We start from the raw sequence: 20417 nt of genomic DNA, 5'->3' as shown, positions 1-20417 counted from the left end.
TCAGTTCCTCGTCTTGATCTGGATGCCGAGGCCCTGCAAATAGGCGATCAGGGCATCCTGTTCGGTCTTGTCGGCCAGCGTGGCCGGCGCCTGGGCGATGTCTTCTTCCGTGTAGGGCGTGGACAGGCGCTGCAGGGCGCGCATTTTCGGAATCACCTCGGCCGGCACCAGCTTGGTCTTGGCCAGCCACGGATAGCCCGGCATGTTCGATTCCGGTACCACGTCGCGCGGATTGTCCAGGTGGGTGCGGTGCCATTCGTCGCTGTAGCGGCCACCGACGCGCGCCAGGTCCGGGCCGGTGCGCTTGGAACCCCACTGGAACGGCCGGTCGTAGACGAATTCACCGGCCACCGAGTAGTGGCCATAGCGCTCGGTCTCGGCGCGGAACGGACGGATCATCTGCGAGTGGCAGTTGTAGCAGCCTTCACGCACATAGATGTCGCGGCCCACCAGGCGCAGCGCCGAATACGGTTTCAGGCCGGCCACCGGCTCGGTGGTCGACTTTTGGAAGAACAGGGGAACGATTTCCACCAGCCCGCCGAAGGAAACAACCAGTAAAACCAGTCCGATCAGCAGCCAGGGATTCTTCTCGATTAATTCATGTGAAAATTTCATTACAAGCTCCGAAATCAGGCGTGTGCAGGTAAAAGGGTGGGAATGCGCGCGTCTTCGCTGACAGTGCTGCGCATCGTCCGGTACGTGTTATAGGCCATCAGCAGCATGCCGGTCAGGTACAGCAAGCCGCCGCCGACGCGAATCACGTAGTACGGATAGGTCGCCTTGACGCCTTCCACGAAGGTGTAGGTCAGGGTGCCGTCGCTGTTCACGGCGCGCCACATCAAGCCCTGCATCACGCCGGCAATCCACATCGACGAGATGTACAGCACGATGCCGATGGTCGCGACCCAGAAGTGGGTATCGATCAGGCGCACGCTCCACATCTCGGTCTTGCCCGACAGGCGCGGGATCAGGTAATAGATCGAGCCCATGGTGATGAATCCGACCCAGCCCAAGGCGCCGGCGTGCACGTGGGCGACGGTCCAGTCGGTGTAGTGCGACAGCGCGTTGATGGTCTTGATCGACATCATCGGGCCCTCAAAAGTGGCGATACCGTAGAACGACAGCGACACGATCAGGAATTTAAGGATCGGGTCCGAACGCAGCTTGTGCCAGGCGCCCGACAGGGTCATGATCCCGTTGATCATCCCGCCCCACGATGGCGCCAGCAGGATCAGCGAGAACACCATGCCGATCGATTGGGTCCAGTCGGGCAGCGCGGTGTAGTGCAGGTGATGCGGTCCCGCCCACATGTAGGTGAAGATCAGGGCCCAGAAGTGGACGATCGACAGGCGGTACGAGTACACCGGGCGCTCGGCCTGTTTCGGAATGAAGTAGTACACCATGCCCAGGTAGCCGGCGGTGAGGATGAAGCCGACCGCGTTATGGCCGTACCACCATTGAATCATCGCGTCCTGCACGCCGGCGTAGGCCGAGTAGGACTTCCAGAACGACGCCGGCATGACCGCGCCGTTGACGATGTGGAGGATCGCCACGGCCAGGATGTAGCCGCCGAAGAACCAGTTGGCCACGTAGATGTGCTTGACCTTGCGCTTGACGATGGTGCCGAAGAAGACGATCGCGTAGATCACCCAGACCACCGTGATCAGCAGCGCGATCGGCCATTCCAGCTCGGCGTACTCCTTGCCGCGCGTGAAGCCCATCGGCAGCGTGATAGTGGCCAGCACCAGGATCGCTTGCCAGCCCCAGAAGGTGATCATGGCCAGCGTGTCCGAGAACAGGCGCACCTGGCAGGTGCGCTGCACCACCCAGTACGAGGTCGCAAACAGGCCGTTGATGCCGAATGCGAAAATGACAGCGTTGGTATGCAGCGGACGCAGGCGCCCGTAACTTAGCCAGGCGATGTCAAAATTGAGGGCCGGCCAGGCCAGCTGCGCGGCGATGAACACGCCGACCAGCATGCCGATAACGCCCCAAAAGACGGTGGCGATCGTAAAGTATCTGACGATCTTGTTGTTGTAATTTAAAGCTCTGTCCACAAAGGCTCTCCTGAGAATGCAACGATGACAGCAGAAGAGTAAATTTCTGGGGATCAAAAATCCTTGATGTGAATCAAAAACGCCGGAATCATGCAAGATCGTTGCGTGGGGCTTTCTCGGCAGGGTCCTCGTCGTCGAGCAGGATGCGCATGCCGGGACCATCGAGGTCGTCGAACTGGCCGCTGTCGGCCGCCCCAAAAAACACCCACACCGCCAGCACGACGATGAACACGCTCAAGGGGACCAGCAAATACAAGGCTTCCATTCAGGCGGCCTTCATGCGCCGCAGGCGCAGTGCGTTAATGACAACCACGGCGGAACTGAGCGACATGCCGGCCGCCGACAGCCACGGATTGATCAGGCCAAAGGCGGCCGCAGGAATCGCCACGCAGTTGTAGACGCTGGCCCAGGCCAAGTTCTGGCGAATGATCCTGAGCGCGCGCGCCGCGCCTGTGGCGGCATCGTCCAGCGCCGCCAGGCGGTTTGACAACAGCACGCAGTCGGCGCTGAGCTGGGCCAGCGCGGCCCCGCCGCCCATGGCGAACGAGACATCGGCCGCGCGCAGCACAGCGGCATCGTTGATGCCGTCGCCGACCATCGCCACCACCGCGCCCGCCGCTTGCAGCTGCTGCACGTAGGCCAGCTTCTGCTCCGGCAGCTGCTGGCCGATGGCGGTGTCGATGCCGAGCGCGGCGCCGGTGCGGCTGACCACCGCCTGGTCGTCGCCGCTCAATAGAATGACGGTCTGGCCACGCGCGCGGAAGCGCCGCACCACCTCGGGCGCATCGGCGCGCAGCGCGTCGGCCAGCTCGAAGCGCGCCAGCACGATGCCGTTGGCGCCCAGGTAGACGTTGCTCACATCGGGCCAGACCGCCACCGGGGCCGCGCCCGCGTAGCCGTCCCGCCCGAGGTGATAGCGCACGCCGTCGACGACGCCTTCCACCCCCTGCCCCGCTTCGCTGTGCAGCTGGTCCGCACGCAGGCCGCCATCCGCGCCGGCGGTGCGGATCGCCAGCGCCAGCGGATGGGCGCTGCCCGCCTCCAGCGCCGCGGCCACTTGCAGGCAACGCGCGGCGGTGAGGCCGGCCAGCGGCTCCACGTGGCGCAGCACCGGCCGGCCCTCGGTCAGGGTGCCGGTCTTGTCGAACACGATATGGGTCGCGCGCTGCAGCGTTTCGAGCACGTGCGGCTGCACCACCAGCACGCCGCGCCGCACCAGCGCATCGGTGGCGGCGGCCAGCGCGGTCGGCGTGGCCAGTGACAGCGCGCACGGGCACGACACCACCAGCACCGCGATCGCCACCTGCCAGGCGCGCGCCGGGTCAACCAGTTGCCAGCCGATAAAGACCGCCACTGTCAGCAGCAGTAGCCCCACCACGAACCAGGCGGCCACCTGGTCGGCCCACTGGGCGATCCGCGGCTTGCCCTGGCCGGCTTTTTCCACCAGCTTGACCAGGCGCGCCAGGGTGCTGTCGCTGGCCACGCGGGTCACGCGCAGCACGATGGCCTGGGTGGTGTTAATGGCGCCGCCTGGCAGTTCGTCGCCCGGCACCCGTGCCTGCGCGCGGCTTTCGCCCGTCAACAGCGCCAGGTCGACATCGGTATACCCTTCGAGGATGATGCCGTCGGCCGCGACCGCGCTGCCCGGTTCGACCAGGATCACGTCGCCCTCGGCCAGGCTGGCGGCGGCCACCATGGTAGCCTGGCGCGAGCCGGGCCACTTGGAGAGCCGCTGGGCCGACGCCGGCAAGGCGCGCTGCAAGTCTTCCAGCGCGCGCGCGGCCTTGCGGCGTGCCATTTGTTCGAGATAGCGGCTGGCCAGCAGCAGGAAGATGAACATTGTCACCGAGTCGTAGTATACCTCGCCGCTGCCGCGCAGGGTGGCCAGCACGCTCGCGCCGAAAGCGGCGCCGATGCCGATCGCCACCGGCAAGTCCATGCCCGGCATGCGCGCGCGCAGGCTGGCCCACGCCCCGCGGAAAAACGGCTGGGCCGAATACAGCACCGCCGGAATGGTCAGCAGCAGCGAGGCCCACTGCATCAGCGCCGCCATCGGCGCGTCCATGGTGCCCTCGTCGGCAATGTAGGCCGGCAGCGCGTACATCATCACCTGCATCATCGACAGGCCGGCCACGAACAGCTGGCGGAACTGCTTTTTGCGGTGACGTTCGAGCTGGGCGCCGTGCTGCGCGGCTTGGTAGGGATAGGCGGTGTAGCCGATGCCGCGCAGGGCCTGGACGATGTCGCTTGGTTTGCACAGCGCAGCGTCCCATGTCATGTGCAGCCGCTCGGTGGCCACGTTGACCTGGGCTTCGCGCACGCCCGGCAGGCGCGCCAGGCGCCGTTCGATCAGCCACACGCAGGCGGCGCAGCGGATGCCGTCAAGCGAAAACACGCCTTCGCGCGCCTCGCCGGCCGTGGCGGCAGTGGCGGCAGTAGCGCTGTCGTACAGCGCCAGCTCGGGCGGCACCAGGTCGACGCCCTCGGCGCGGTCGGCGAACACGCTGCGGGTGCGGTAGTAGTCGGCCAGGCCGGCCTCGACGATGCCTTGCGCGACCGCTTCGCAGCCCGGGCAGCACATCGGGCGCGGCGCGCCATCGATGCGCACCGACCAGCTGCTACCCAAGGCCACCGGCAGCCCGCAGTGGAAGCACGCGGCGGCGAATGGCTGCGCGCTCAATGCACGCCTCCCGTGATGCACAGCGCGTCGAGCCAGCCGGCCTGCCCGCCCATGGCGGCGCGCGCAAGGCCCAAAAGGCCGAATGCCAGCACCAGGGTGCCGGCAGCAATGCGCACCGCGCGCTGTTGCAGCGCCGCGCGCAGGCGCTCGCCCGCCATGCCCATGGCCAGCAGCATCGGCAAGGTGCCCAGCCCAAAGGCCAGCATCACGATCGCGCCCTCGGCGCCGGATCCGGTAAACATGGCTGTCATCAGCATACTGTATACCATCCCGCACGGCAGCCAGCCCCACAGGGCGCCCAGCGCCAGCATCTTGAGCGGATGATCGAGCGGCATGATGTAGCGCATCAGTGCGCGCGCGCGCTGCCACAGGCCCTGCCCCAGCGTTTCCAGTGCCGCCAGGCCGCGCCAGGCGTCCATCAGGTACAGGCCGAGGATCACCAGCATCAGGTTGGCCAGCCAGTAGCCGCCCGCTTGCAGGGCGGTCAGCCCGGCCAGGGTGCGCGCACCGCCCGCCAGGCCACCGGCCAGCGCGCCGGCCAGCATGTAGCTGCCGATGCGGCCCGTGTTATAGGCCAGCACGCGCAGTGCGCCTTCGGCCGGGGCGCGCACGGTCATGACGGCAACCGGAAACGGCCGCGCCGCGGCGCTGGCCGCAGGCACGGATGAAAACGCGCTGACGATCCCGCCGCACATGCCGACACAGTGGACGCTGCCGAGCAGGCCCACCGTGAATACCGGAACCAGGTTCAATACGCTCACGCCTGCCCCGTCAGATCGTCCGCGAATAGGAGATCGACCCGCGCGGCACCGGAGCGGCCTGCTGAAGGTAGCGGTCGAACACCATGCACACGTTGCGGATCAGGAAGCGCCCTTTCGGCGTCACGCTGAGCCATTCGGGGCCGATGGTCACCAGGCCGTCGCTTTCCAATACCTTGAAGCGCTCCAGTTCATCCGCGAAGTAGCTGGCGAAGGCGATCGGGAACGCCTGTTCGACGGATGGCATCGACAGCTCAAAATCGCACATCAAAGTCTGGATGATGGTGCGGCGCAGGGCATCGTCCATGGTCAGGCGGATGCCGCGCGCGACCGGCAGTTCGTTCTTGTCGATCAGGCCATAGTAGGCGTCGAGCGTCTTGACGTTCTGGCTGTAGGTGGCGGCCACCGCGCTGATGGCCGACACGCCGCACGACACCAGGTCCATGTCGGCATGGGTCGAATAGCCCTGGAAATTGCGGTGCAGGCGGCCCTGGCGCTGGGCCACGGCCAGGTCGTCCTCGGGCTTGGCGAAATGGTCCATGCCGATGTACACATAGCCGGCCTGCTCCAGCCGGCGAATCGACCGGCCGAGCATGTCGAGCCGCTCGTCGGCGCTCGGCATGTCCGCTTCGTTGATGCGGCGCTGCGGCTTGAACAGGTGCGGCATGTGCGCATAGTTATACAGGGCGATGCGGTCCGGGTCGGCCTTGATCACCTTCTGGATCGTCTGCGTCATGGTCGCCACGCTCTGCTTGGGCAGGCCGTAAATGAGGTCGATGCTCACCGAGCGGAAACCGGCCTCGCGCGCGGCGTCGATGACGGCCTGGGTTTCGGCCTCGGGCTGGATGCGGTTGACCGCCGCCTGCACCGCCGGATCGTAATCCTGCACCCCCAGGCTGACCCGGTTGAAGCCCTGGCGGCGCAGGCTGAGCACGCGCTCGCGCGAGACCGTGCGCGGGTCGATTTCGATCGAATACTCGCCCGTGCCGTCGGGGGCGAACTGGAACCAGCGATGCAGGTGCTCCATCAGTTCTTCCATCTGGGCGTCGGTGAAGTAGGTCGGCGTGCCGCCGCCCAGGTGCAGCTGCTCGACCTGGTTCATGCCGGCGAACAGCCTGCCCTGCATCTCGATTTCGCGTTTCAGGTAGCCCAGGTAGGTCACCGCCTTGTCGTGGTTCCTGGTGACGATCTTGTTGCAGGCGCAGTAGTAGCATACCGATTCGCAGAACGGAATGTGCAGGTACAGCGAGAGCGGCTTGACCGAGCCGCGCGTGCGCAGCCCGGCCACCGCCTGCAGGTAGTCGCGGTAGCCGAAGGCTTCGCTGAAACGGTCGGCGGTCGGATACGAGGTGTAGCGCGGACCGTTCTGGCTCAGCTTGCGGATCAGATCGGGATCGAAATCGATCGGACGCGCATTGGTGATGGGGATAACGTTATGCAGCATGATGGTGGGCTCCTGACTATGGGGACCGAGTGTAGGGATCAGGGCTCGCGAAATCCTTGACCTGCATCAAAAACGGCTGAGTCGGCGCGGCTTGGCCTCTGGGGGCGCGCGCCGCCCCCGGCTCTCGCCGCCGAACTGGAACACGTCGATCGCCTGCGCCAGGTTGACGGCCTGCCCGGCCACCTTGGCGGCCGCGCTGGCCGATTCCTCGACCAGCGCGGCGTTCTGCCGGGTGATCTGGTCCAGGTGCGCCACCGCCTCGTTGACCTGGGCGATGCCGCTCTTTTGCTCCACGCTGGCGCGCGTGATGTCGCTCATGATGGTGGTGGCGCGCCGCACCGAGTCGACCACGCCGGCCATGGTGCCGCCGGCATCCTCGACTAGGCGGTCGCCGTCCCTGACCTTGGCGACCGAATCCTCGATCAGGTGCTTGATGTCGCTGGCGGCGGCCGCCGAGCGCTGGGCCAGCGCGCGCACTTCGCCCGCCACCACGGCAAAGCCGCGTCCCTGCTCGCCGGCGCGCGCCGCTTCCACCGCGGCGTTCAGCGCCAGGATGTTGGTCTGGAAGGCGATCCCGTTGATCAAACTGATGATATCGACAATCTTGGCGGCCGATTCACTGATCTGGCCCATCGTCGCGCCCACCTGGGCCACCGCCTGGCCGCCCTTGCCTGCGATAGACGATGCCGACAGCACCAGTTGGTCGGCCTGCAGCGCGCGCGCCGCATTCTCGCCCACGGTGACGGCAAACTGCTCCATGCTGACGGCGGTCTGCTCCAGGCTGGACGCCTGCGATTCGGTGCGCGTGGCCAGGTCGGCGTTGCCGGCGGCGATTTCGCGCGTCGCCACGCCGATCGAGGCTACGTTCGAGCGCACGTCGCCGATGATGGCGCGCAGGTTGAGCGTCACCTGGCGCAGGCCGCGCAGCAGCTGGCCCATGTCATCGGTGCGCGCGTTGGCGCAGACGAACGACAGGTCGCCGCCGGCCAGCGCCTGCACCGCCTCGGCGGCCTGGCGCATCGGCGTCACGATGGCGCGCACCAGCGCCACCCAGCCGCCCAGCGCCAGCAACGCGCCGCACGCGCCCAGGGCGGCCAGCACGGCGCTGCCCGAGGCCGCGCCGAGCCCCGCCAGCAGCGCCGCGAGAACAGCCATCAGGATGCCGATGCGTACGCCGATCGGCAGGTGGAAGGCCGCGCGCAGGCGCGCGGCGACGCCGGTGCGCACGCCTGCGCCGTCGACGATGGCCAGGCCATCGGCCCGTCCTTCCCTGAAGCGCTGGTACAAGGCGCCGGCGCCCTCGATCTGTGCGCGCGTGGGACGGGTGCGCACCGACATGAAGCCGGCCACCTGGCCGTTTTCCTTGACCGGCGTGACGTTCGCCACCACCCAGTAAAAGTCGCCGTTCTTGCGCCGGTTTTTCACCAGCCCGGTCCAGGGGCGGCCAAGCTTCATGCTACGCCACAGGTCGGCGAAGGCGTCGGCCGGCATGTCGGGATGGCGCACCAGGTTGTGCGGCTTGCCCACCAATTCGTCTTCGGCAAAGCCGCTGACCTCGATGAAGGCGGCGTTAACATAGGTGATGATGCCCTTGGTGTCCGTCTTCGATACGATGGACTGGCCTTCGCGCAGCTTGTATTCGATCCCTGTCACCGGCAGATTATTGCGCACGGAGATACTCCTTTTGCCCTAAAGCATTGATTTGACAGGAGGAGTCTAGGGAGCTTGGAGGCTGAAATCCTTGATTTGCATCAAAAACGGCCGGACGGCCGGGGCGGCACCCGGTGCAAGAAAAGACGGGGGGTGTGGCATTTGACTGCAGGTTTGCGTGCCGCGCTGGCAGTTTGACTACGCGCGTATGTACGCCAGGCGGCGCTGGCGTGCGCTTATTTCCACTCGCCCGTTTCCTGGACCAGGATCTTGGCGCCCTTGCTGACAATCAGCTCACCCTGTTTCGTTACCCGGTAGCTGGTGGCGCCGTTCTTGAAGACATTGCCCTGGAATTCGCAGGGCTCCTCGTCCTTGCGGCAGGCCGCGTGCACGGCCTTGCGGCGCAAGACGATTGCCTGGCCGGTCTTCTTGCTGGTACCCGTGTAGCTTACTTTGCTGCAGTGGACATCGCCGGTGCCGCAGTCTTCTTCGATATTGACGATGAACGAGGGCGTCAGCAGGATATCGGCGTGGGCGGCGCTCATGGCGCCGGGGGACAGTGCGAGGAGTAAGGCGGGTTTCATGCGATGGTCCGAAGTTGAAATAAATCGAGTGCGACATGTTGCCATACAATCAACGGCAGCGGCAAGCTGCGACGTCAGACCAGCGCACAGAGCGCCGCGCGCAGCGTGTCGAGCCGTGCGCGCACCGGCGGGCAGGCCGATCCCAGCGACGCGAACGCGGGCGACGCCAGTACCTCAAGCAGCATCGTCGACAGCGCCAGCGCGAGTTGCGCGTCGCCAGTGGCGTACACTTTCAGCATCCGCGCCGACACCGATGCCAGGTTCTGGCCCAGCATCGAACAGTCGGCCGGCAAGCTCGCCCGCAGTGCCTCGACCGCGTCGCGCGCGCGGTGCTGCTGCGCGGTCAGCACCGCCAGCCGTGCGCGTGCCTGCGATTTTCTGTGCTTCCAGGCCGCTATCCATATGCCGGCGATCGCGATGACGAGCGTCGGCGCGAGCAGCGCATTGCCGTCGACCGCGATACCGAAGCGGCCCAGCCAGGCCGGCAAGGCCAGCGCCACCCAAAGCAATGCGGCAATGGCCACAAAAGCGAGCAGCCGAAACAGCCGGAAGTTCGCCGATCTCCACGCCAGATCGCCGCTGGCGGCATCGGCGATCACACTGGCGCTGGCGCCAGGCAACTGGTCGAAGTCGTGCATGCGCGCGTTCAGAATCGCGCTGGTGGAATGTATGTATGACATCGCTGAGTCGGACGGCTTGACAGGAACCGGCCATTGTACCCGTCACCGGCAGCCTACAAGGGCAGCCGCATATGCACCGAGCCGTCTGCGGCCGCCTTGCAGATCTCGAAACCGAGCTTTCGCGCCAGTTTGGTGATGCGTGTGTTTTGCGGCAGCGCCTCGCCCATGATCGCGCGCGCGCCGCAGCTGCGGCTGCGGCAGCAGGCGATCAGCTTTGCCATCAGCACCTGGCCCAGGCCATGCCCTTTCAGGTCGGAGCGCACCGTGACAGCGAAGCCGGCGGCGACCTTGTCCGGATCGCACACCACGCCCGTCCCGGCCTGCGCCTGTTGTACCCCTCTGCCCGGTGGAACGACGCGGCGCGCACGGCGGCCCCGGTGGCCAGCCCGGGCAGCGCGCTGTCGTCCAGCGGCAGCAAGGCCCCGCCCAGGGCGCGCGCATCCGAGCCGATCATGCCCGCCAGGACCTGGGGCCGCTCCACGCCCGCCCAGTTGTCGTGGTCGAGCGACCTGACGACGGCAGCCATCAACTGCTCCAGCAAGGCGCGCGTGCACGCCCCATCGATGATCACGCCCTCCAGGTCGAGCAGGCCATGGTCCCCATGCCGGACGCGCGCTTCGGCGCCGCGCTCAGCGGCTCGGCCTGCAATTTCACCCTGGCCGCCGCGCGCCAGTCGCTGGCGCTCACCTACCTCAATCGCCTGTCGCAGGACGCCTTCGGGCATGGCTTCGCCGACCTGCTCAAGGGCGCCGGCGTGACCCTGGCCAGCAGCCAGCGCAGCGCCTGTCCCACCTCGCTGGCCATCGTCACCCTCGATGCCGGCTAGACGCCGAGCTATGCGTTCCACCGCCAGGGCGTGGCCGACCGCGACATCACGCCGCGCCAGGCCTGCGCGGCGCTGCCGCCGGGCACGCGCCTGCTCCATACCGGCGGCCTGGCCCTGGTGCCGGACGACCTGGCCAAGGCTCTCACGCTGATCCAGGCGGCGCGCGACGCCGGCGCCCTGATGTCGATCGATGCCAATGTGCGGCCCTTGGCCTGCGCCGACCTGGCGCGCTACGCGGCAGGCGTGCAGGCGGCGCTGCGCCACGCCGACCTGATCAAGGTCAGCGAAGAAGACCTGCTGCACCTGGGCTGCGGCGGGCCCGACCCGCTGGCGCAGGCCAGCGCCTTGTTCGACACCCTGCCGGTGCGCCTGATCGCCCTGACCCTGGGTGCGCAAGGCGCGCTGCTGCTGACGCGCACGGCGTCGGTGCGCATCGCCACCCCGTCCGGCCTGGCCGTCATCGATATAGTGGGCTGCGGCGATTGCTTCCTGGCGGGCCTGGTCGCCAGCCTGGCCGGCCAGGACCTGCTGTCGGCCGCCGCGCTGGACCGGGCCACGGCGCCGGCGCTGGAACAGGCGGGACGCTACGCCGTCGCCGTCGCCAGCCTGAACGCGATGCGTGAGGGCTGCGATCCGCCATCCAGGGCGGAGGTGGAGGCCTTCCTGCGGCAGGTCGGGCGCGCCGCGTGATGCCTGCCATGTGGCCAGCTTGGTGATGCGGGTGTTCTGGCGCGTCGCCATTGGCCGGCGCAACGATTTCCAGGACGTCCTGACAACAAGAACCGGCAGAACAAGGGGCGTTTCCTCGCACCGCTCCTCCGGCGCAGGCAGGCGGTCATTGAGCCTATCGTCATGCACCACACGCGCCCCTGCCCCCGCTCCGCTCACAAGGGCAGGCGCATGTGAATGGAACCATCCTCGGTCGACTTGCTCACCGCGAAACCGAGTTTACGCGCCAGCTTGGCGATGCGGGTGTTCTGCGGCAGCGCTTCGCCGACGATCTCGCGCGTGCCGCGGCTGCGGCAGTAGTCGATCAGCTTTTCCATCAGCAGCTGCCCCAGCCCGTGGCCCTTGAGGTCGGAGCGCACCGTGACCGCGAATTCGGCGGAGATGTTATCCGGATCGCACACCACGCGCGCCACGCCCAGCGTTTCGCTGGCGCCATCCGGTCCCGGACGGGTGGCGATGAAGGCCATTTCGCGGTCATAGTCGATCTGCGTGAAGCGCGCCAGCTGCGAAGCGTTCAGTTCGCGCACCCGCACGAACATCCGGTAGCGCACGTCGTCGTCGCTCAGGGCGTTGAAGAAGGCCACGTGGGCCGCGCCATCCTCGGGGCGGATCGGGCGCAGCAGCAGCGACTCGCCCTGCCAGTCGATGCGTTCTTCCAGCTCGTGCGGATAGGGCCGGATCGCCAGCCGGTCCAGGGTGCTGGCCGAATGGTCGGCGATGGCCACCCGCATGCGCGCGTCGAGCGCCAGCGCGCCGTCGCTGTCGACCAGCAGCGGATTGATGTCCAGTTCCACCAGCTCGGGCAGGTCGGCCACCATGTGCGAGATCCGCATCAGGGTGGCGATGATGGCGTCCATGCTGGCCGGCGGCCGGTTGCGGTAGCCGGCCAGCAGCTTGGCCACGCGCGTGCGCGAGATCAGGTCGCGCGCCAGCACCACGTTCAGCGGCGGCAGCGCCACCGCGTGGTCGGCCGTCACCTCGACCGCGATGCCGCCCTGCCCGAACAGGATCACGGGGCCGAACACCGGGTCGGTGGCCACGCCGACAATCAGTTCGTGCGCATCCGGACGGCGCGCCATCTGCTGCACCGAAAAGCCTTCCAGGCGCGCATCCGGCTGCAATTGCGCCAGCTGCTTGTTCATGCGCTGGGCCGCCGCGCGCACCGCGTTGGCGTCTTCCAGGTCGAGCACCACCCCGCCCATGTCGCTTTTGTGGGTGATGTCGGGCGAAAGGATCTTGAGCGCCACCGGAAAGCCGATTGCGTTCGCCGCTGCCACCGCTTCCTCGACCGAGGCCGTGCTGCGCGTCTGCACCACGGCGACGCCGTAGGCGGCCAGCAGCGCCTTGGTTTCCGGCTCGCTGAGCAAGGTGCGGCCCTCGGCCAGCGCCTTGTGCACCAGCGCGCGCGCCGCCGCGGGATCGGAGGCGGCGTCGGCTACCGCTTCGTCGCAGGCGGCCGGCGGCACCTGCATCAGCAGGTTCTGGTTGCGCCGGTACTGCACGATCTGCAGATAGGCGCTGACCGCTTCCTCGGGCGTGCCGAAGCTGGGAATGCCGGCCTCGCTGAAGATCGCGCGCGCCTCGGCCACGGCGTTGCCGCCCAGCCAGCAGGCCAGGATGTTGCGCGAGGATGCCTTGGCAATCGGCGCGATCGCGCGCGCGATGTCCGCGCTGGGCACGATCGCGGTCGGCGCGTGGATGAACAGGATGGCGTCGGCCTGCGGGTCTTGCAGCAGGATGTTCAAGGCGTCGACATAGCGCTGGGCCGGGGCGTCGCCGATGATGTCGACCGGGTTGGCGCGCGACCAGGTCGACGGCAGCACCGCGTCCAGCCGGGCCACGCTGTCGGGCGCAAGCTGCGCCATGCTGCCTTTGCCGCATACCACGGCGTCGGTCGCCATCACGCCCGGGCCGCCGCCATTGGTCAGGATCACCAGGTTCTCGCCGAACAGCGGGCGCGCGTGCGCCAGCGTGGCCACGGCCGCGAACAGGTCTTCGGTACTGAGCACGCGCAGCATGCCGGCGCGCCGGATGGCAGCGTCGTACACGTCGTCGGAGCCGGCCAGCGCGCCGGTGTGCGAGGCAGCCGCCTTGGCGCCTTCGGCCACCCGCCCGGCTTTGAGCACCAGGGTCGGCTTGCTGCGCGCAGCGGCGCGTGCGGCCGACATGAATTTGCGCGCGTGGCGCACGTCTTCCATGTACAGCAGGATGGCGCTGGTCTGCGGATCGCTGGCCAGGTAGTCGAGCAGGTCGCCGAAATCGATGTCGGCGCTGTCGCCCAGCGAAATGAACTTGGAAAAGCCGATCCCGCGCGACTTGGCCCAATCGAGCACGCCGGTCACCAGCGCGCCCGATTGCGAGACGAAGGCGATCTTGCCGGGCAGCGCGCCGGTGTGGGCGAAGCTGGCGTTCAAGCCGATGCCCGGCACCAGCAGGCCGACGCAGTTCGGTCCCAAGAGGCGCAGCGTGTAGGGCCGGGCCGCGTCCAGCGTGGCTTGCCTGAGCGTGCGGCCCTGGCCGTCGTGCAGCGCGTTCAGGCCGGCGGTCAGGATGATGGCCGCGCGCGTGCCCGCTTCGCCCAGCTGGCGCACCAGGCCCGGCACCGTGGCCGGCGGGGTGCAGATGATGGCCAGGTCGGGCGCCGCCGGCAAGGCCGATACGCGCGCGTATACGCGCAGCCCGGCCAGATTGTCGTACTTGGGATTGACCGGATAAACCGCGCCGGTAAAGCCGCCCTCGATGACGTTGCGCAGCACGGTCGCGCCGACGCTGTTGGGACGCGCCGAGGCGCCGATGATGGCGACCGAGCGCGGCGCAAACAGCTGGTGCAAATTCCTGACGCTCATGGTGATCCCTTTTGATTGTGCCTGGCGATGGGCGCACAGCGTAGACGGCCCTGCCGCAGCCGCGCTTGATGTGCATCAAATTAAACAAAACAAAGGTTTGCGCAGGCCGGACAACGCTGGACGGACGCCGTGGCAGGGCCTACGCTGGAGTATCCAAGCCAACAGGAGCCGCCATGCCGTACAAGACCATCCTCGTCCACGCCGATCATTCGCGCCACGCCGAAGCGCGCCTGCGCGCCGCCACCACCGTGGCGGCGGACTGCAACGCCCATCTGGTGGGCGCGGCCATGAGCGGCGTGTCGCGCTATATCTACCAGGATGGCGGCACGGACCTGATGCAGACGGTGCTGGCCAGCCACATGGAAGAATTGAACCGGCGCGCCAACGCCGCCCTCGACCAGTTCGAGCGGGCCGCCGCCGGCGCCGCCGTACGCTCGTTCGAGCGGCGCCTGGTCGACGACGAACCCGGCGCCGCGCTGGCGCTGCAGGCGCGCTATGCCGACCTGGTGGTCCTGAGCCAGTCCGACCCGGACGATCCGGTCGCGCGCATGACGCCCGGCCTGCCCGAATACGTCATGCTGGCCAGCGCGCGCCCGGTGCTGGTGGTGCCGCATGTCGGCCAGTTTCCCGTCATCGGCAGCGAAGCGCTGGTGGCGTGGGATGCCAGCACCGCCGCCACGCGCGCGCTGGCCAACGCCCTGCCCCTGCTCAAGCGCGCGCGCCGGGTCACGGTGGCGGTATTCAATCCGGACGACGCGCACGGCCAGCAGCCGGGCGCCGACATCGCCCTGTACCTGGCGCGCCACGGCATCAATGCCGAGGTCATGGCCCAGCACACCAGCATCGATGTCGGCGAAGCCCTGCTGTCGCTGGCGGCCGATGTCGACGCCAACCTGATCGTCATGGGCTGCTACGGCCATGCGCGCGTGCGCGAACTGCTGCTGGGCGGGGTGACGGCCACCATCCTCAAGTCGATGACGGCGCCGGTACTGATGTCGCACTAGCGCTGGCGCCTTCCTGCTGCGCCAGCCACTCGCGCGCCGCGTCCACCGCCGCGTCGAGTTCACGCGCGGCGCGCAGGAACAGGGCCGCGGTGTCGCCGGCCGGCTCGCCCTTGAGCGACTGTTCCAGCTCCAGCGAGGCGGCCGCGAAGCGCTTGGCGCCCACGCTGCCGATCCCGCCGCGCAGCGAATGCAGCACCATGGCGGCCTCAAGGTCGCGCCCGCCGTCCCAGTGCACCCGCGCCTGGTCGAACTGCTGGTGGCCTTCGCCCACTACGCGCCGTACCAGGTTGGCGACCGCCGCCAGGTGCTCCGGATTGCCCCTGGCGATGTCGATCAGGGGTCCCAGGCGCAGCACCGGCAGGGCCGGCGTGCCAGCAGCGGCAGCCACGCCGGCCGGCGCCGGCGCCCGCGCACGCTCCAATCCCGGCAGGTGGCGCACAATGGTCGAGAGCATCTCGCCGACCTCGATCGGCTTGGCGATGACATCGTTCATGCCGGCGTCGGCGCAGGCGCGCCGCTCCGATTCGGTCACGCCGGCGGTCAGCGCCAGCACCGGCAAGCTCAGGCGCAGGCCGGCGCGGATGCGGCGCGCGGCCGCGTAGCCGTCCATCACCGGCATCTGGATATCCATCAGCACCAGGTCGTAGGCGCCCGGATTGGCGGCCAGCCGCGCCAGCGCCAGCTGGCCATTGCCGACGATGTCGAGGCGCGCGCCCACGCTCTCCAGGATCCCGCGCGCCACCACCTGGTTCAGTTCATTGTCTTCGGCCAGCAGCAGGCGCACCCCATCGAGGCGCACCGTGCTGGCGGCGCCATTGAGGGCCGCCAGCGCGCCGGCCGGACGGGCCCCGGCCTGGGCGCGCAGCACCAGCACTTCGTGCATGGTGTCGAACAGGCTGGAACCGGTCACCGGTTTGCTCAGGATGGCGTCGGCCTGGCCGGCGGCGTCGCTTTCCATCAGCTTGCCGCGCCCGTAGGCGTTGACCATCAGGGCGATCGGCAAGCGCGCGGCCGGCATGCGTTCGCGCAGCGCGCGCATGGTGGCCGCGCCATTCATGTCCGGCATCTGCCAGTCCAGCAGCACCACGTCGTAGTGGCGCTGCACGGCGGCGGCGCGCGCCACCATCTCGAGCGCCTCGGCGCCCGACCCGGCCACCTCGGCTTCCCAGCGCCAGCCGGCGATGGTCTTGGACAGGTAGTCGCGGCTGGTGGCGTTGTCGTCCACCACCAGCAGGCGCAGGCTGCCCAGCGGCGCGTCCGGGGCGCCCGCCCCGTCCTGCTCGGGCGCCACCCGCAGCGGCAGGCTGACCACGAATTCGCTGCCGCGTCCCGGCGCGCTATCGAGTTCGATGGTCCCTTTCATCATGTCGGTCAGGTGCTTGGAAATGGTCAGCCCCAGGCCGGTGCCGCCGAAGCGCCGCGTGGTCGACGAATCGCCCTGGGTGAACGGCGTAAACAGGCGCGCCTGCTGCGCTTCATCCATGCCGATCCCGGTGTCGCGCACGCGGATGCGCAGCACGATCCCGTCGTCCTCGCGCGCCGCCACGTCCACCAGCACGCTCACTTCGCCGTGCTCGGTGAACTTGATGGCGTTGCCGGCCAGGTTGACCAGCACTTGCTGCAGGCGCAGTGCGTCGCCCACCAGCGTGCGCGGCACGTCCGGCTCGACCCCGATCGCCAGGTCCAGGTCCTTGTCGCCGGCCGACACGCTCATGATGTCGGCCACCGCCGCCAGCACTTCGTCCAGGTCGAAGCGCGCCTCGGCCAGTTCCATGCGCCCGCCCTCGATCTTGGAAAAGTCGAGGATGTCGTTCATGATCCCCATCAGCGACTGGCCCGAACTCCTGATCATGTCGAGGTATTTGCGCTGCTCGGCTTTCAGGTCGGTGTGTCCCAGCAGGTAGGTCATGCCGAGCACCGCGTTCATCGGGGTGCGCAGTTCGTGGCTCATGTTGGCCACGAATTCGCCCTTGGCGCGGCTGGCCGCCTGGGCGCGGTCGCGCTCGAGTTCGAGTTCGGTGGCGCGCGCCGCGATCTCGCCGGCCAGGCGGCGCCGCTCGCTGATGTCGCGCACGAAGGCGTTGGCCACGTAGCCGTCGGCGACGTGGAAGGCGGCCACCGACATCTCGATCGGGATTTCGCGCCCGTCGCGGCACAGGGCGACCACTTCGATCCGGTTGTTGATGACCGGGCCGGTGCCGCTGCGGGTAAATTGCAGGAAGCCCGCTTCGTGGGCCGCGCGCTGGGCCGGCGGGATGATCAGTTCCGACAGGCGCCGCCCGATCGCTTCGGCCGCGCTCCAGCCGAAGGTGCGCTCGGCCTCGGTATTCCAGTCGGTGATGCAGCCATCGACCCCGAGTGCGATGAAGGCATCGTTCGAGTTCTCCAGGATCACCTTGATGCGGCGCTGCTCGCGCACCAGCTGGGCCAGCAGCGGGCGCACCTGGATCAGCAGCATCGAGGTGCCGACGCCGATCAGGGCCACCAGCATCAGCATCAGGGTGTTGGCCTTGTTGCGCAGCGGCAGGTAGACGGTGTCGAGATTGTTCTTGACCACCACGCCCAGGCCGAACTCGCGGATCGGGGTGTAGGCGGCAAACACGGCCACGCCGCGCAGGTCGCGCGTGACCGTCACCCCGGTGCGCCCCAGCAACGCTTCGTTGATCGGCAGGTTGACCTTGCCATCCGGCTTGAACATGGGAATGCGGAAGGTGCTGGGATAAAAGCGGGTCGGCGCGCACAGCGCATCCTTGCCGTCCAGGCTGCACAGCAGCACATCCGACGAGGGGCTGTCGGCGCGGATGCCGGCCAGCAGGCGGTCGATGATCGGCAGTTGCTGTTCCGCCAGCATGCGTCCGATCACGCGCCCGCCGTCGCGCACCTGGTTCTCGGTGGCCAGCACGTAGCGGCCGCGCCACAGCAGGCGCGCGCGCTGGCCGCTGGCGGCCAGCGGCTGCACCGCGCCCGCCCCCGGCTCGGCGAACGCGCCGCTGGCGGCCAGCACCCGGCCATCGAGGCTCTCGAAGCGCAGCGCGCTGATGCCGGCGTTCATGTAGCTTTCGGCCGCCTGCAGCAGGGCGGCGCGCGTGGCCGGATCGTCGCCGCCGGCGGCCAGGCGCGCCACCGGCCCCTTCACCGAAGGCCGGTTGGCGATGGTGCGCGGGAACCACAAGCTCGTTTCGAGCGAGTTGCCGACGGTGGCGGCGCTGCTCACGGCCGCCAGGCGCATATTGTCGGCGATCGATTCTTCGTAGCTGTCGCGCATGGCGGCGAAACCGGCCGCGCCGGCGCTCACGGCCACCAGCGCCACCACCGCGATGGCGCGCGCGGTGATGCGTTTTTCATTGTCGGGAATGGCGCCGCGCACGGCGACGGTGTTGCGCAGCGACCACAGGCCCAGCCCGAGCACGCTCATGCCGACCGCGGTCGGGGTGACCATGGCATTGTAGGCCGCCATGCGGTACAGCACTTCGAGCTTGAGGAAGTAGCCGGCCGGGGCCGCCAGGCCGATCCCGGTCACGCCGGCCGCACAGCAGGTGAGCAGGCTGGCCTGGCGCCGGCTGCGGCGCGCCAGCCGCACCAGGCGCAGGGCGATCCCGGCCAGCAGGAAGCCGAGACAGGTATTCGGCGCCATGCGTCCCGGATGGGGGTTGCTGGCGGTGGGCGCGGTGGGTACGCGCACGAAGTCGATGCCCAGGTCCAGGCCGCTGATATTTTCGACCAGCACCAGCGCCGGCAGCACCAGCAGCAGCAGCGCACAGGCGTGCCAGAGCGGCATGTGCCAGGCTTTGGGGCGCGCGCGCGGCAGCACCAGGCAGCAGCACACGCCGGCGGCGATGAACAGGAGCGCGCTGTTGATGCCCATCTGGGCCGACCCCGGGATCAGGGTGGCGATCGTCTTGCTGCCGGTAATCCAGCGCATCGCCACAAGCGTGCCCAGCAGGCCGACGAACAGGCCGGCGGTTTGCTCGGCCGAAAAGACGAATTTTTTCATTGGAAAGCCTGGGTGCGGACTGGTAAAGGTTACCACAGGAAAAAGCCCCTAGCCATCGGCTCCGATCGTTGTATTCCAGCCACGCGTATTGATGAGATCGTACCGCTGGGCTTGATGGAGGTGCCGCTGCGTCGCGCCGGCGCCGGAACCCGGTTAAACTGATGCCTATGAACAATTCCAGAAAAGTCGCCGGCATGGCCGGCATCGTCAGCGTGCTGTGGGTGGGCGTGACGGCAGCCATTGCGGCCAGCCAGCGCCGGCTGGTTTTCAACCCGACCGTCAAGCGCGAAGTCGACAATCCGCGCAGCAGCGGCCACCGCACCCGCGCCATCGTGCTGCGCGCGCGCGACGGCACCAAGCTGTCGGGCTGGCTGATGACGCCCCAGATTCCGGGTCCGCACCCGGCCGTGGTGTATTTTGGCGGACGCTCGGAAGAAGTGTCCTGGGTGGTGCGCGACGCCGGCAAGCTGTTTCCCGGCATGGCGGTGCTGGCCATCAATTATCGCGGTTACGGCAATTCGCACGGCGAACCGGCCGAAGCCCATATGGTCGAGGATGGCCGCCTGCTGTTCGACTGGCTGGCCGAGCGCGCCCACGTCGACCCGGAGCGGGTGGCGGTGGTCGGGCGCAGCCTGGGCTCCGGGGTGGCGGTGCAGGTGGCGCTGGAGCGCCCGGTCCATTCGCTGGTGCTGATCACGCCCTACGATTCGATCTTGGCCATCGCCAAGCGCAAATTCCGCGCGGTGCCGGTCGAGTATGTGCTGCGCCACCGTTTCGAGTCGGTCAAGTACGCCTCCGCGCTGACCGCGCCCACCTACGTGCTGCGCGCCGCGTTCGACGATATCGTGCCGCATTCGCACACCGACCTGCTGGTGGCCCAGCTGGGCCAGCTGCACCTGGACGAAACCGTGCCCGATTCGGACCACATGAACATTCCCTACCTGGAAACGACCCAGGAGCGCATCGCCGCCTTCCTGAGCACGCGTTTTGCCCAGCCGTCCGGGGCCATCCCGCTGGCTGCCGCCCTGCCCGCGTAGCAAACACGGCTGCGCGCGGCATGCGCGTATGATGGGGTGCGTGCCGGCCTGTCTTTCTGGCGGTCCGGCCTAGGGAGCCCATCATGACCGAGCGTGAACAAAGCAGCCAATTCCAGCAGATGGAAACC

16 protein-coding genes are annotated in these 20417 nt (G+C 68.1%); 4 read left to right on the top strand and 12 right to left on the bottom strand.

Annotated features, from left to right (window positions below; translation table 11 throughout):
- The 10 genes from ccoO to F2P44_RS36595 form a co-directional block, all read right to left on the bottom strand.
- A complete protein-coding gene (gene ccoO / locus F2P44_RS16880) occupies window positions 1-615 on the bottom strand; it encodes a cytochrome-c oxidase, cbb3-type subunit II (RefSeq protein WP_167088212.1) in 615 nt (204 codons plus the stop codon).
- A gap of 14 nt (window positions 616-629) precedes the next feature.
- Window positions 630-2057, bottom strand: coding sequence for a cytochrome-c oxidase, cbb3-type subunit I (gene ccoN / locus F2P44_RS16875; protein ID WP_167088211.1), 1428 nt, complete (start codon window positions 2055-2057; stop codon window positions 630-632).
- 88 nt (window positions 2058-2145) lie between these two features.
- Window positions 2146-2322, bottom strand: coding sequence for a cbb3-type cytochrome oxidase assembly protein CcoS (gene ccoS / locus F2P44_RS16870; RefSeq protein WP_167088210.1), 177 nt, complete (start codon window positions 2320-2322; stop codon window positions 2146-2148).
- Window positions 2323-4737 (bottom strand): heavy metal translocating P-type ATPase, encoded by a 2415-nt coding sequence (locus F2P44_RS16865; RefSeq protein WP_229423588.1) that lies wholly within the window; start codon window positions 4735-4737, stop codon window positions 2323-2325.
- The gene (locus tag F2P44_RS16860) at window positions 4734-5498 is read right to left on the bottom strand and encodes a sulfite exporter TauE/SafE family protein (protein WP_167088209.1); all 765 of its coding nucleotides are present in this window, start codon (window positions 5496-5498) and stop codon (window positions 4734-4736) included. The genes F2P44_RS16865 and F2P44_RS16860 overlap by 4 nt, the downstream gene beginning before the upstream one ends.
- Window positions 5499-5508: 10 nt before the next feature.
- On the bottom strand, window positions 5509-6939 hold the full coding sequence (gene hemN, locus F2P44_RS16855; protein WP_167088208.1) for an oxygen-independent coproporphyrinogen III oxidase: 1431 nt from the start codon (window positions 6937-6939) through the stop codon (window positions 5509-5511).
- A 66-nt stretch (window positions 6940-7005) separates the two neighbouring features.
- Entirely contained in the window at window positions 7006-8610 is a 1605-nt protein-coding gene (locus F2P44_RS16850) for a methyl-accepting chemotaxis protein (protein WP_167088207.1), read from the bottom strand.
- A gap of 215 nt (window positions 8611-8825) precedes the next feature.
- Window positions 8826-9173 carry a hypothetical protein gene (locus F2P44_RS16845; protein ID WP_167088206.1) on the bottom strand — a complete coding sequence of 116 codons (348 nt, stop codon included), beginning with the start codon at window positions 9171-9173 and terminating at the stop codon, window positions 8826-8828.
- A gap of 74 nt (window positions 9174-9247) precedes the next feature.
- Complete coding sequence (locus tag F2P44_RS16840) at window positions 9248-9811, bottom strand: hypothetical protein (RefSeq protein WP_167088205.1); 564 nt, start codon at window positions 9809-9811, stop codon at window positions 9248-9250.
- A gap of 95 nt (window positions 9812-9906) precedes the next feature.
- Window positions 9907-10161 carry a GNAT family N-acetyltransferase gene (locus F2P44_RS36595; RefSeq protein WP_167088204.1) on the bottom strand — a complete coding sequence of 85 codons (255 nt, stop codon included), beginning with the start codon at window positions 10159-10161 and terminating at the stop codon, window positions 9907-9909.
- 188 nt (window positions 10162-10349) lie between these two features.
- Between F2P44_RS36595 and F2P44_RS36590 the strand changes: the two genes are divergently transcribed.
- A complete protein-coding gene (locus F2P44_RS36590; protein WP_167088203.1) occupies window positions 10350-10679 on the top strand; it encodes a PfkB family carbohydrate kinase in 330 nt (109 codons plus the stop codon).
- A gap of 30 nt (window positions 10680-10709) precedes the next feature.
- Window positions 10710-11369: a carbohydrate kinase family protein gene (locus tag F2P44_RS16825; RefSeq protein WP_167088202.1), complete on the top strand. Its 660-nt coding sequence runs from the start codon at window positions 10710-10712 to the stop codon at window positions 11367-11369.
- A gap of 194 nt (window positions 11370-11563) precedes the next feature.
- Here F2P44_RS16825 and F2P44_RS16820 read toward each other — a convergent pair whose 3' ends face one another.
- Window positions 11564-14254: a bifunctional acetate--CoA ligase family protein/GNAT family N-acetyltransferase gene (locus tag F2P44_RS16820; RefSeq protein ID WP_167088201.1), complete on the bottom strand. Its 2691-nt coding sequence runs from the start codon at window positions 14252-14254 to the stop codon at window positions 11564-11566.
- A gap of 173 nt (window positions 14255-14427) precedes the next feature.
- Between F2P44_RS16820 and F2P44_RS16815 the strand changes: the two genes are divergently transcribed.
- On the top strand, window positions 14428-15258 hold the full coding sequence (locus tag F2P44_RS16815) for a universal stress protein (protein ID WP_167088200.1): 831 nt from the start codon (window positions 14428-14430) through the stop codon (window positions 15256-15258).
- Here F2P44_RS16815 and F2P44_RS16810 read toward each other — a convergent pair.
- Window positions 15221-19252, bottom strand: a complete 4032-nt coding sequence (locus tag F2P44_RS16810; RefSeq protein ID WP_167088199.1) for a response regulator — start codon at window positions 19250-19252, stop codon at window positions 15221-15223. The genes F2P44_RS16815 and F2P44_RS16810 overlap by 38 nt on opposite strands.
- A 167-nt stretch (window positions 19253-19419) precedes the next feature.
- Between F2P44_RS16810 and F2P44_RS16805 the strand changes: the two genes are divergently transcribed.
- Window positions 19420-20289: an alpha/beta hydrolase gene (locus F2P44_RS16805; protein ID WP_167088198.1), complete on the top strand. Its 870-nt coding sequence runs from the start codon at window positions 19420-19422 to the stop codon at window positions 20287-20289.
- The last annotated feature ends 128 nt before the right edge of the window (window positions 20290-20417 follow it).

The sequence above is a fragment of the Massilia frigida genome (genome assembly GCF_011682175.1).
GTDB lineage: Bacteria > Pseudomonadota > Gammaproteobacteria > Burkholderiales > Burkholderiaceae_D > Telluria_A > Telluria_A frigida.
Note: the sequence above shows the minus strand (reverse complement) of the source record. Positions and strands in the feature narration are given on the sequence as shown.

What these genes read in the sequence shown, in the direction of transcription:
- F2P44_RS16845 (WP_167088206.1), bottom strand. Translation starts at nt 9,173, where the DNA reads ATGAAACCCGCCTTACTCCTCGCACTGTCCCCCGGCGCCATGAGCGCC.
- F2P44_RS16840 (WP_167088205.1), bottom strand. Translation starts at nt 9,811, where the DNA reads ATGCACGACTTCGACCAGTTGCCTGGCGCCAGCGCCAGTGTGATCGCC.
- F2P44_RS16810 (WP_167088199.1), bottom strand. Translation starts at nt 19,252, where the DNA reads ATGAAAAAATTCGTCTTTTCGGCCGAGCAAACCGCCGGCCTGTTCGTC.
- ccoS (WP_167088210.1), bottom strand. Translation starts at nt 2,322, where the DNA reads ATGGAAGCCTTGTATTTGCTGGTCCCCTTGAGCGTGTTCATCGTCGTG.
- hemN (WP_167088208.1), bottom strand. Translation starts at nt 6,939, where the DNA reads ATGCTGCATAACGTTATCCCCATCACCAATGCGCGTCCGATCGATTTC.
- F2P44_RS16815 (WP_167088200.1), top strand. Translation starts at nt 14,428, where the DNA reads ATGCCGTACAAGACCATCCTCGTCCACGCCGATCATTCGCGCCACGCC.
- F2P44_RS16820 (WP_167088201.1), bottom strand. Translation starts at nt 14,254, where the DNA reads ATGAGCGTCAGGAATTTGCACCAGCTGTTTGCGCCGCGCTCGGTCGCC.
- ccoO (WP_167088212.1), bottom strand. Translation starts at nt 615, where the DNA reads ATGAAATTTTCACATGAATTAATCGAGAAGAATCCCTGGCTGCTGATC.
- F2P44_RS16805 (WP_167088198.1), top strand. Translation starts at nt 19,420, where the DNA reads ATGAACAATTCCAGAAAAGTCGCCGGCATGGCCGGCATCGTCAGCGTG.